Source organism: Nostoc sp. NOS(2021), from assembly GCF_017115025.1.
Classification (GTDB): domain Bacteria; phylum Cyanobacteriota; class Cyanobacteriia; order Cyanobacteriales; family Nostocaceae; genus Nostoc.
Window position 1 is genome coordinate 1 of sequence record NZ_JABXKM010000135.1, and the last position, 11697, is coordinate 11697.

The following is an 11697-nucleotide window of genomic DNA, read 5'->3' on the forward strand; positions in this document are numbered from 1 at the left end:
GGGGAAGAATTTTCCCGATCTTCAATTACATATCGCATTCATACCCTAGCTGGTGTGATGATTCCCCAAATCTTACCTGATGGTCAAGTTAAAGTAGACATGGGTTTACCCAGGTTACTCGCTGGCGAAATTCCCACCACCCTTACACCCGCCCAAGAAAAAGTAATTTCTCAGCCGTTGGAAGTGGCTGGGCAAATTTGGGAAGTCACCTGTGTAAGTATGGGAAATCCCCACTGCATTACCTTTGTAGAAGATGTCGCAGCAATTGAGCTGGAAACCATCGGCCCAAAATTTGAGCATCACCCAGCTTTTCCCCAACGCATAAATACCGAATTTATGCAAGTGGTACGCCGTGACTATTTGAAAATGCGGGTGTGGGAACGGGGTGCTGGGATTACATTAGCTTGTGGTACTGGTGCTTGTGCTTCCTTGGTAGCTGGAGTATTAACAGGGAAATGCGATCGCGCCGCCACTATCGAATTACCAGGTGGCCCCTTGCAAATTGAATGGTCAGAAGTAGACCAACGGGTTTACATGACAGGCCCAGCTGAAAAGGTATTCACTGGTAAACTGTAACCGATTTCCCATTGGCATTACTCAAGTAGTAGTGCCATAGAAGCCTTGCAGCGAGGAGGGCGTTTCAGAGGGTTTGTGCGGTACCTTGGGTTAAGGAGAATCCTAGGTTGGGTTGAACGAAGTGAAACCCAACATTTTCGGTGGTTTGTTGGGTTTCACTTCGTTCAACCCAACCTACGCAGTTTATGGTTTTTGACGCTAATTCAAGCGTATTGGATTATAGATAGTAATTGATTGGGGCGTTAAGGTATGGATGCTGAGGAGTTGTGCAGGCGCTATGCTGCTGGGGAGAGAGATTTTCACGGAGTTGACTTGAGTGGAGTCAATTTGGAAGAGGTTTGTCTTGAAGAAATCAATCTCGAAGGGGCTGATCTTAAAGGAACCCTTTTCTTCCGTTGCAACTTGCGGGGGGCTATTTTCAGAAATGCCAACCTGGAAGGAGCCGATCTCAGCATGACTCTTTTGAATGAAACTGATTTCCGAGGGGCTAATCTCACGAGTTGTAGGACTTTGGAATGTTCTATGATCAGGGCTAACTTCCAAGATGCTAGAGACAACGGAATGATCTGGGATGGGTATACGTACAATACCGTTTTGCCTGATGGTCGAGTTGTCTCCGATCCCGATCCTGAAAGAGATCGACAGATCGCTGAAGGATATGAATTCTGAGCCTGCCAATAGAGGTGCTGCTCCAAGGGGGTAACTAGGTCACTTGAATTATCACTCTCATGGGCTGCCAAAAGAGAATTTTTAATTATCTATATTTGTTGCAGTTGATAAGAAGGACAGTAAGTTAACTATTTCAAGCGTATTAGAGAAGGAAAATATTCTTTATCAAGTAGAGTAATTTGGTAATATTCCGCCCGAAAAACGGGCGAATATTATGATTAAGCAATTGTGCCGGCTAAACTACCTCATCTAAATATCCTGAGAAATTTAGATGAAGTAATTAATAACCCTCTATAGTATAACCAGCAGATTGCACTATCTGTTTAATTGACTCTTCAGAAGCCGCAGATTCCACAGTTACGGTTTTAGCATTAACGTCAACATTTACTTTGGCATCAGATTCCATAGTCTGAATAGATTTAGTTATTTTCTTGGCACAGTCATCACCTTTAATATTCGGAACTTTCAATTTAATTGCCATTAGTTACCTCATTAAGTCAACTAGAATTTCCATTTAATAAATATTATAGCGGTTGAGAGAGTGAGCGCACATCTTGCTGAAGTAAGGTAATTGGGCATCACAGTGGCAGTATTAAATAATCGCTGTACATAAATTCTTATTGATAAAATTTACAGGACGTAAAATTAAATAAGATGCCAAAAGATATAAAGTTATTTATGAAAATACCCTGAGTACTACTAACTGATAAAAAGCCGCTTTTTTAGTTTGTTCTGAGATTCCATCAGACATTGCAGATTCTCCGATAGGCGTTCCCGTTCGACATAGTTGTTCTCGCAGCGTTGCCTGAACATACAAGCATCTATACGTAAGTCAAAAAACCTTTTATCTGTAGTTTTTAACTTATTGATATGTTATAGATAGTTATGTGCAACTTTCAAGGCATATATAGATCCAAAAAACATCTGTCTCGTGGTATGAATGGGTGATCAGGACAATGTTCTTATATTAGTTAATTCCGTAGTGATTAGTTTTGATGCACAAATTATTGCCAGTAGTGCCCAGGATAGAACAGTGCGGTGTTAAGAAAAGTAGATATTTTATTGAGTGAATTGTCCCAGACATAGTAAAGGTAGAGAATATTGACCAAGCAGTAGAGTTAGCTGATTTGCAATGCGCTTTAACATGCTGGTTATTCAAGTGCGACAAAATCTTGTCAGACGTGACAGAAAAAACTCAGGCTACTGGACAAACACAAGATTACTTAATTACTTAAATCGGGTTTTGGAAATGTTGGGCAGAGAGCCTGAATCAATGAGTGCTTAGTACAGCTTTGCTGAAAGAACTGAAAACTTGCTAGTAGAATAACTTAACGGTTAACTGTACTCATATCAGGGTAGCGATCGCCTGCGGTTACACCCTTTGGTGCAACTGCTTCAATTCGACTTAAATCATCTGGAGTCAGAGTAATCTCACTAGCTACAATATTTTCCTCTAGATAGGGACGGCGTTTTGTACCAGGAATTGGAACAATATCCTCGCCTTGGGCTAGCAACCATGCTATGGCAAGTTGGCTGGGCGTAACTTTCTTTTCAGTAGCGATTTGCTTAACTTTTTCTACCAGTTGTAAATTCTTGTAAAAATTCTCACCTTGAAAACGAGGGTGATTTCTGCGATTATCATCTGCTGCAAGGTCTTCAGGATGGTTGATGGCTCCCGATAAAAACCCACGACCAAGAGGACTATAAGCCACAAAACCAATTCCTAGCTCTCGTACAGTAGGTAAAATTTCATCTTCTGGGTCGCGGCTCCACAAAGAATACTCTGTTTGGAGTGCGGTAATCGGATGAGTAGCTTGCGCCCGTCGAATTGTAGCAGGGGAAGCTTCCGAGAGTCCTAGATAGCGCACTTTACCAAGCTGTACTAACTCTGCCATTGCCCCGACAGTATCTTCAATTGGTACATTGGGATCAACTCGATGTTGATAATATAGGTCAATTGTCTCAACTCCCAAGCGTTTAAGCGAGGCATCACAAGCTGTGTGGACATATTCCGGTCTACCACTAACGCCTTTCCAACCGCCGTCTTCAGTGCGGACATTACCAAACTTGGTTGCTAGTACAACTTGGTCTCGACGATCAATAATAGCTTTGCCTACTAGTTGCTCGTTGGTAAACGGCCCATACATATCAGCAGTGTCGAGGAAATTAACCCCAAGTTCTAATGCCCGATGGATAGTAGCGATCGCTTCTGGTTCATCACGACCACTGTAAAATTCAGACATTCCCATGCAACCAAGTCCTAGTTGAGAAACTTCCAATCCCTGCTTGCCTAACTTTACAATTTTCATCTAACAGTCTCCTAATCAGTAATGACGACGAAAAAAACAGACCTTTGAGCATTATCCCTCTAGCTCTGGCCAACTCATCTATTATTAGAGGTACTTCTTAGTACATTCAATAGACTACAAACTTTCAAGTGCGATTCAGTTAAAATATCCGTCTACAGGCTGAATTTGGCTTGAACACAAAATCTAGGTTGTTATGACCAAAGAGCCATACCAAAAATGGGCAAATAGTATTGAACTTAGATAAGGGACTTTCTAATAAGCTCTTGAATAATTTAATTTTTGGTATTCACTGAATCCTCTCAACCACCCGCGAGATTAGAGAATTTTATGTTATCATTTGTGCCGCAGGAAATGAAAGACCCTGCTCCTTACCATCTATTGACAAGCATCGTTGCTCCTCGCCCAATTGCATGGGTGTCTACAATTAGTGCCTCTGGAATTCCCAATCTCGCCCCGTATTCGTTTTTCAATGCAGTCTCAGGTTTTCCACCAACCATTATGTTCTCAGTTGCATACCATAGACGTGAGCCAAAAGAAAAAGACACGTTACGCAATATTCATGAAGTTGATGAATTTGTGTGTCATGTGGTGGATGAAACACTGTCTCATGCAATGGTTCAAACAGGAACGGAATTTGCCTATGGAGTTAACGAGTTTGAAAAAGCAAACTTAAAAGCTATTCCTGCTACAGATGTCCGACCGTTGCGGATTGAAAGCTCACCTGTGGCAATGGAATGTAAAGTCACACAAATAGTTCCAGTGGAAAGAACCAATAATGTAATGGTATTGGGTCGAGTTTTACGATTTCATGTGCGTGAAGACTTGTACCGCCAAGATTTGGGGTTAGTTGATACTGTTGGGATGCAGCCAATTACGCGCTTAGGTGGGCCAGTTGAGTATACAAAGATTGGGCAACTATTTGAGATGACAACTCCAAAGGTATGATGGGATGTTAATTTACAAAGTTGGGCATGGGTTCCCTTCTGCCTTGTGAAATTCACCCTCGACTTATATCCATTGGATGTTGTTTTGTACAACGAATGAAATCACTATCGATATGAACACTGAGACACCGTTGCTTGGGCAAGCTGACTCAGTTTGTTGCATCGAAAGGAGATTGCTAATGGCCTTGAACATCAAAAATTTGCGGATTGTCAGCCCTGCATTTACTACCCTCGAACGGATTCCCAAACGCTATACCAGTGAAGGCGAAAATATTTCACCTCCACTAGAATGGAGCGGAGTCCCGTCTGGAACTCAACAACTGGTATTGATTTGCCATGACCCAGACGCGCCGCTAACTCGCGGGTTCACTCACTGGATAATCTACGGCATTGGGCCAACCGTTAGTCAGCTTGCCCAAGCAGACGGCAGCAAATTCATTGAAGGTCTAAACAGTTCCAATCAGCCAGGATATACTGGCCCTGCTCCACCAGCAGGGCATGGCCCTCATCACTACTATTTCTGGCTGTACGCCTTAAATAAGGAACTCGACCTGAAACCAGGCTTGAACCGAGAGCAACTCCTCGATGCGATCGCTGATCATGTCATCGAGCAAGCACGGCTAGTTGGAATTTATGAGAGCTGATTTGAACCTCACACGACTTGAAGTCGCGTGATTCCTGCTTCAACGATCTCCGCCTGAATTACTCCAGGGCTTACAAGTTCTCCACAGGCGTAAAAAGGCAGGCATAATGTCATATTCTATGACAGTGCTTTGGCGTGCAACATCTCTATTAACACTGTCAAGCTAGTTTTGAGAGTTTGTAGTAAGCACTTTAGTGCTTAGGAATAGGAATTAAATAACATACAATTTATGTCCCTGGCTTACCTCACCCTCAATCCCTCTCCGATATATTAGAGAGGGAAGCTAGAGATAGGATGAAGTTTTGCATTTTATTTAATCCACGTTCCTTAGAGAATGTTTGAAAAGTATTTGGCTGTGAGCTTAGGCACTTATTGATCCCCCCTAACCCACGCCAGTCGCTCATGGGGGAAAGCCCCAGACGCTCGATAGCGTAGCGTTAGCGAATCCTTGAGCGTCTGACTCGCTAACGCTGCGCTATCGCTTTTAGTGTCTCCCCTTCTCTACGAGACGCCAAGGGCGATCGGAGAAGACCGCGTTGGCTCCCCTTTTTAAGTGGGGAACCGGAATCAAAGTCCCCCTTTTTAATGGAGATTTAGGAGGATATAGAACGTTTTTATACCTACAATAGGACTTTTAAAACATCCTCTTAGAAAATCAGGACTAAAGTCATGACTACGAACTTTTTAAGATTCACTTTCTGCTGGAGATTGCATGGGGATATTAACGCTAGATTGCACAGATTCTTTACTAGAAATTGCTAAATATATACCCCCTAAAATTAGAGCTAACCCTAGCAAGTTAAAAACACTCAAGTTTTCCGAGAAAAGTATCCAAGCAAGAATAGCAACAATCACTGGATTGAGTAGTAATAGTAAAGAGATTAATCCTGAAGAAAAACTTTTGAGGCTGTATACAATTAGCCCATGACCCAAGGCTTCGCAAATAGCACCTAGAGCAAATACTACTAACCACCCCGACAAAGTAACTGGGAAAACTTGTTTTTCAAAGATTAGCACTATTGGTATCATCAATGAAGTTCCAATCACACAACGCCACACGAGTATGGTGAGAACTGAAAACTTATTGCGGATCTGCTCGATCAGTAAAAAGTTTGCTGCATAAAATATCGATGATATGACCGCAACAGCATCACCTGTAAAATTATAATTAGAACGCAATAAATCTTCAAATCCAACACCGATCGCGCCGATTATTGCTAAAATCAGACCGATGATAAATTTGCGTCCAAAAACTTGATTAAAAAATAGCCATCCTCCTAAAGTAGTAAATAGCGGATTGAGACTACCTAACGCATTAGCATTAGCAGCACCAGTCTGAGTTAGCGACCAAGTCCAAGATAATCGACCTAATACATGAACTAAACCCACTGCGATTAAAAACGCGATCTCTTTGATTGGATAAGGCTGCTGTGGTAGGATAGGTTGATCATCTTTAACCTGAGTACGTGCTTGGTTAATTCCACTCCATAAGCCAAAGATAATAGTCGCTATCCATAAGCGATTAAATAATGTAGCAACAGCACTCATTTCGCTAACAGCAATTTTAATAAATATTGCTGTTGAAGATAAAGCTAATAATGCGATTATTACTATTATTATCGGCAGGATATTTGAAGTTTTATCAGGTTTCTCTTCTGTTAGGTTTAATTGATTTTCTACCATTTAGTTTATATTTATTAAACGAACCGCCAAGTGCGCCTTTTCTACCAGACGCGCAGCGTCTCGTAGAAAAGGGAGAAGGAGCAATCATTGCAAGTTTAGGGAGAATTGGGATTACTCAGATAGTAGTGCCATAGAAGTCTTGCAGCGATCGCTCGCCAGGGTCGCCAGTGCTGTGTCATTGCTTCCAGTTGGATTGGTGTTGGACGCGTCGCCAAGTTTTTGAGTTTTTGGAAAGCGATCGCGATCGCTAAATCGCCTTTGGGAAAGACATCAGGACGTTGCAGCGCCATCAGCAAGTAAATATCAACTGTCCAGTCTCCTATCCCTTTGAGACACTTTAACTCAGTTCTGATAGTAATTTCGTCCATGCTTTCCAGCTTGGTTAGGTCAAGCTGACCACTTGCTATCGCATTCGCCAACCCGCGACAGTATAGAATTTTTTGCCGACTGAATCCAATCCCTCTTAATTGAGCATCATCCAATATCAGAAAATTTTCTGGTGTCAGAGTTACAACAACCCCAGAAAGTCGGTTAAATACAGCCCTTGCAGCCGCTACGGAAACTTGCTGTTCCAGAATTATGCACAGAAGCGTTGCAAAACCCGGTTCTCTTGACCAGATGGGTGGAGACCCTAGTGTTTCTAAAATCCGAGCCAAATCGCTGTCAAGATTGGCAAGCACCATTAAACCACGGGTCAGACTTTCTTCAGTCAACGATTCTAGTTCAGGTGTTTGAGTCATCTTTGTTAAATTTCAACTCTTGTACCAGCAGTTTTTGTTTGCGCTCAATTCCCCAGCGATAACCACCAAGACTGCCATCACTCCGCAGCACACGATGACATGGTACAATTAGCGCCGTCGGATTTGCTCCACAAGCATTACCCACTGCGCGGACTGCGTGCGGCTTGGCAAGATTACGGGCGATATCGGCATAGGTGCGCGTTTCGCTATAAGGAATTTTTTGTAATGCTTCCCAAACCTGTTTCTCAAATGCTGTCCCCCGGACATCAAGTGGTAAATCGAGATGGGTTTCATCTCCCGCAATAAAGTCGAGGATTGCCTGTATCCATTCCTTGTGTGTCTGATCATCACGCACGATGTCCGCTTGGTGAAATTCCTGGTTCAAAATGTGTTCAAGTTTGTCTGCTTCATCACCTAGTTTAACGGCGCAGATACCCTTCTCTGTTGTTGCCACAAGCAAATATCCTAGTGGACATGGAGCGATCGCATAGACAATGTTGATTGTCTTTCCTGCTTGTTGGTAAGTCTTTGGTGTCATTCCCAGTTGTTTAGGTGCTTTCTCATATACTCGACTACTTGAACCATACCCCGTGTCGTAAACTGCATGAGCAATTTCCTCGCCTCCCTGAAGACGCTGTTTCAATCGTTCACTACGCAGCGCATCTGCATATTGAAAGGGGGATACGCCAATTATTTGCTTAAATATTCTTTGGAGATAACTGGAACTCATTCCAACTTCAGAACATAATTCCGCAAGGGTTGGAATGCGATCAACTTGTGCTTCAATGTATCGACATGCTATTAAAACTTTCGCCTTAGCCGGATTTGGAACTTTTTCAGATTGTGGCTGACAGCGCTTACAAGGTCGAAAACCTGCGATTTCAGCTTCTTGTGCCGACTGGAAGAAACAAACTTGATTACGATTTGGTCTGCGACTAGGGCAAATAGGTCGGCAATAAACGCTTGTAGAGCGAACACCATAGAAAAGCTTGCCTTCAAAAGTGGGATCTCGATTGAGAACTGCTTGCCAAAGAGTTTCTTCCAAGACTGGTGTTTGTTGTAATTGCATTGATGCCTCCTCTGCTCTTTCTGGTAAATCACGGGGCGAAACCTAACCCCCCAGCCCCCTTCCCTTGTAGGGAAGGGGGAGAATTCAAAGTCTCTCTCCTATTAGGAGAGAGATTTAGAGAGAGGTTTTCCAGATACATCGCTACGTACTAAGCTTGATCTAACACTAGATTAGTCTATTGAAAAACTACTTTCTATCTGATTGTTGCGATCAAAGTCGGCTGCGTTTACTGCAATTACGGCTTAACAATATTATCTGCGATGTTATCGTTGCGTAGGCGTAGCCCGTTGTAGACATTCTAGTAGTCTGTCAAAGTAATTCGTAGTTGCAATCAGTTCTTGCTCTGTACCCTCAGCTGATAGCGTAGCGTAAAGCCTTCTCTTCTCCCAAGGGGAGACGCTACCGCGAACGCTTAGAGTTAGTTTGCGTACTCCTGCAAAGAAGCAAGCTAACTCTAAGCGTCTGGTAGAGAGCGTCATTACGAATTAACGCCATGTGCGACTTTATCTCAAACCTAACCCCCAACCCCTTCCCTACTAGCGTTGGGGAGCCAAAATCAAAGCCTCTCTCCTTTTAGGAGAGAGGTCAGAATATTAAGTCGCACATCGCGTGAATTAGTAATTATTTGGTCAATTCCCGATTGGTAGTGTTATCTCAAACTCAGAGCCTTGTCCAAAAGTAGAATTTACTACCAAAGTACCTGCATGTTTTTCAACTATAATTTGTCGAGCGATCGCTAATCCTAATCCTGTACCTTTGCCTACAAGTTTAGTAGTAAATAAATGCTCAAAAATGCGCTTTTAAGCTGCATAGTTCAAGTTGCTAGAAAGACGCTCTTACGCAAAGACACGGAGATGCAATTTGAATGACGATAAGCTTAATGTTCAGAAGATGCCTCAAGGTGACTCAGCCAGAAGTCGGAGCGGCAACGCCTAGTTGTTAGCGACGCAGGAGCGTCACTTTTCTGAACTTCTCCCAAGGGGATCGGTGACTCAGCACTCCTGAACTGATTCGTTCTCTGGCAAATGGTTCACCCGATTGGGGGAATGCGATCGCAGCATCCAGAACTACTCTGAAAGTAGAGCCACTTTTTTTGCTGTTAGTGATCGCGCCGACAGCGAAAAAACTCTCACAATGGCTATGATTACCTTGAATATTATGCCAATTGCTTGTATATCAAAGGGTCAAAGAGTGGATGAAATTGTAAAATCACCGCATAAACCAGATTTTCAACCAGAGAATATCACTCTGTTGGAAACAATTGCTGCCAATTTACCGGGGATGATTTTCCAAATTCTGCAACGGCAGGATGGTTCTGTATTTATCCCTTATATCAGTTCTGGTTGTGAATATTTGTATGAATTAGAACCAGAAGCTTTACAGGCAGACTTTCAGGTGCTATACAAACTGATTCATCCACAGGATATAAAAGCTTTTGCAGAATCTATTGCTGTTTGTCGCACCACTCTTACACCTTGGCATTGGGAAGGTCGCATCATTACGCCTAGTGGTAAACTTAAGTGGATTCAAGGTACTTCGCAACCGGAACTACAAGCAGAAGGCGATTTTCTTTGGAATAGCTTGGTCATGGATATTACAGACCGAAAACTAGCCCAAGAAAAATTGCAAGAAAGTGAGGCGCGGTATAAAGCAATTTTGGATGCTATCCCCGATTTGATGTTTCGCATCAGCCGCGATGGAGAGTATTTAGATTTGAAAAGTGAGGGAGCAAATGTCACTCTTTTGAGAGAAGAAATAGTAGGAAAACATTTGCAGGAGTTATTGCCCAGTGATGTTGCGGCGATTAGCCAAGTAGCGATCGCTAAAACTTTAGATTCTGGAACTTTGCAAACTTGCGAATATCTACTACCAACACCTTTGGGAATGAGAGATTATGAGGCGCGGTTGGTAGTGAGTGGACAAGACGAGGTACTAGCAATTGTCCGAGATATCACAGAACGCAAACAAGCAGAAGTCGCTTTACAAAATCTTGCCCAAAAATTTGCCAAAGCTTTTAGTTGCAGCCCCGATTCAATTACTATTAGTACGCTGCAAGAAGGACGATTTATCGAAGTTAATGACAGTTTTGTGAAACTCTCAGGTTATCAGCGAGATCAGGTGATTGGTAAAACTTCTTTTGAGTTAAATCTTTGGGTTCACGATCGCGATCGCCTGAATTTGTTACAGGAGTTGCAAGCCACAGGAGTTGTTCGCGACTTGCAACTTGAATTTCGGCAAAAGTCTGGCGAGATAATTACAACGCTACTTTCAGCCGAAGTCATTGATTTGCATGGTATACCTTCCATTTTAGCAGTCCATCACGACATTACAGAACGCAAACAGGTAGAAGCGCAATTACGCCTATCAGCACAACGCGATCGCTTGTTGGCAGAAACTTTAGTGCGAATTCGGTCTTCGCTCAACTTAGAGCAAATTCTCCAAACCACCGTCACGGAAGTCAGGCAATTTCTGCAAGCAGATCGAGTTTTTATTGCTCTAAATAATGCCAATTTAGGAGTCAGAACTATTGCCGAATCAGTAGATCCCAAGTATCCATCAGTCTCAGGTTGGTCTACTAATGATGAAGCTTATCTACAAGAATTGCGAAATTTACTAAAAGATAATCTTGTGCGTGTCGTTGAAGACATAACGCAAATGACAGTATCTCCCAAAGTCAAAGCACACTATCGAAAATTCCACACAAGGGCGACTTTGGCTGTACCAATTATGCTAGGTGACGAATTATTTGGGGCGTTAATTGCCAATCAATGCTCAGGGTCGCGTCATTGGCAGCCAATAGAAATTGATTTGTTACAGCAGATGTCAGAACAGGTAGCGATCGCCATTCAGCAAAGCCAGATATGCCAAAAACTAGCAGAACTTAACACTAATTTAGAACACCAAGTACAAGAACGGACAGCACAGTTGCAGCAGAAAATGCAAGAAGTTGAAAAATTGCATCGCGTCAAAGATGTTGTTTTGCATACGGTTGCCCACGATTTACGAACTTCGGTAATGGGTAACTTGATGGTGTTAAAGAATTTGTTAAATCAGGGAGTGGGGA

The 11697-nt window shown here is 42.7% G+C and carries 11 protein-coding genes; 5 read left to right on the forward strand and 6 right to left on the reverse strand.

Annotated features, from left to right (window positions below; genetic code table 11):
• Window positions 1–576, forward strand: a 576-nt coding sequence (gene dapF / locus HWQ41_RS17880) for a diaminopimelate epimerase (protein WP_292765489.1), incomplete at its 5' end; no start/stop codon positions are given.
• Window positions 577–825: 249 nt separating this feature from the next.
• Window positions 826–1245 carry a pentapeptide repeat-containing protein gene (locus HWQ41_RS17885; protein ID WP_292765492.1) on the forward strand — a complete coding sequence of 140 codons (420 nt, stop codon included), beginning with the start codon at window positions 826–828 and terminating at the stop codon, window positions 1243–1245.
• Window positions 1246–1525: 280 nt separating this feature from the next.
• Here the strand turns inward: HWQ41_RS17885 and HWQ41_RS17890 are convergent, their stop codons facing one another.
• Both HWQ41_RS17890 and HWQ41_RS17895 read right to left on the reverse strand, forming a co-directional pair.
• Window positions 1526–1726 (reverse strand): heavy-metal-associated domain-containing protein, encoded by a 201-nt coding sequence (locus HWQ41_RS17890; protein WP_292765494.1) that lies wholly within the window; start codon window positions 1724–1726, stop codon window positions 1526–1528.
• Between the two features lie 847 nt (window positions 1727–2573).
• On the reverse strand, window positions 2574–3554 hold the full coding sequence (locus tag HWQ41_RS17895; RefSeq protein WP_292765497.1) for an aldo/keto reductase: 981 nt from the start codon (window positions 3552–3554) through the stop codon (window positions 2574–2576).
• 327 nt (window positions 3555–3881) lie between these two features.
• Here HWQ41_RS17895 and HWQ41_RS17900 point away from each other — a divergent pair, with 327 nt between their 5' ends.
• Window positions 3882–4499: a flavin reductase family protein gene (locus tag HWQ41_RS17900; protein ID WP_292765500.1), complete on the forward strand. Its 618-nt coding sequence runs from the start codon at window positions 3882–3884 to the stop codon at window positions 4497–4499.
• Window positions 4500–4677: 178 nt separating this feature from the next.
• The gene (locus HWQ41_RS17905) at window positions 4678–5142 is read left to right on the forward strand and encodes a YbhB/YbcL family Raf kinase inhibitor-like protein (protein WP_292765503.1); all 465 of its coding nucleotides are present in this window, start codon (window positions 4678–4680) and stop codon (window positions 5140–5142) included.
• Between the two features lie 683 nt (window positions 5143–5825).
• On the opposite strand, the gene HWQ41_RS17910 is transcribed toward HWQ41_RS17905, so the two are convergent.
• From HWQ41_RS17910 to HWQ41_RS17925, 4 genes are all read right to left on the reverse strand, one after another.
• Entirely contained in the window at window positions 5826–6824 is a 999-nt protein-coding gene (locus tag HWQ41_RS17910; RefSeq protein ID WP_292765505.1) for a DMT family transporter, read from the reverse strand.
• A gap of 95 nt (window positions 6825–6919) precedes the next feature.
• Window positions 6920–7564 carry a DNA-3-methyladenine glycosylase 2 family protein gene (locus HWQ41_RS17915; RefSeq protein ID WP_292765507.1) on the reverse strand — a complete coding sequence of 215 codons (645 nt, stop codon included), beginning with the start codon at window positions 7562–7564 and terminating at the stop codon, window positions 6920–6922.
• Complete coding sequence (gene ada, locus HWQ41_RS17920) at window positions 7548–8633, reverse strand: bifunctional DNA-binding transcriptional regulator/O6-methylguanine-DNA methyltransferase Ada (RefSeq protein WP_292765510.1); 1086 nt, start codon at window positions 8631–8633, stop codon at window positions 7548–7550. The genes HWQ41_RS17915 and ada overlap by 17 nt, the downstream gene beginning before the upstream one ends.
• Before the next feature lie 629 nt (window positions 8634–9262).
• Entirely contained in the window at window positions 9263–9427 is a 165-nt protein-coding gene (locus HWQ41_RS17925; RefSeq protein WP_292765515.1) for an ATP-binding protein, read from the reverse strand.
• A gap of 340 nt (window positions 9428–9767) precedes the next feature.
• Between HWQ41_RS17925 and HWQ41_RS17930 the strand changes: the two genes are divergently transcribed.
• Window positions 9768–11697, forward strand: a 1930-nt coding sequence (locus HWQ41_RS17930; protein ID WP_292765513.1) for a PAS domain S-box protein, incomplete at its 3' end; no start/stop codon positions are given.

Bases quoted from the DNA above. Each gene is read 5' to 3' on its own strand.
- ada (WP_292765510.1), bottom strand. From the start codon at position 8,633: ATGCAATTACAACAAACACCAGTCTTGGAAGAAACTCTTTGGCAAGCA.
- HWQ41_RS17900 (WP_292765500.1), top strand. From the start codon at position 3,882: ATGTTATCATTTGTGCCGCAGGAAATGAAAGACCCTGCTCCTTACCAT.
- HWQ41_RS17890 (WP_292765494.1), bottom strand. From the start codon at position 1,726: ATGGCAATTAAATTGAAAGTTCCGAATATTAAAGGTGATGACTGTGCC.
- HWQ41_RS17910 (WP_292765505.1), bottom strand. From the start codon at position 6,824: ATGGTAGAAAATCAATTAAACCTAACAGAAGAGAAACCTGATAAAACT.
- HWQ41_RS17915 (WP_292765507.1), bottom strand. From the start codon at position 7,564: ATGACTCAAACACCTGAACTAGAATCGTTGACTGAAGAAAGTCTGACC.
- HWQ41_RS17885 (WP_292765492.1), top strand. From the start codon at position 826: ATGGATGCTGAGGAGTTGTGCAGGCGCTATGCTGCTGGGGAGAGAGAT.
- HWQ41_RS17905 (WP_292765503.1), top strand. From the start codon at position 4,678: ATGGCCTTGAACATCAAAAATTTGCGGATTGTCAGCCCTGCATTTACT.
- HWQ41_RS17895 (WP_292765497.1), bottom strand. From the start codon at position 3,554: ATGAAAATTGTAAAGTTAGGCAAGCAGGGATTGGAAGTTTCTCAACTA.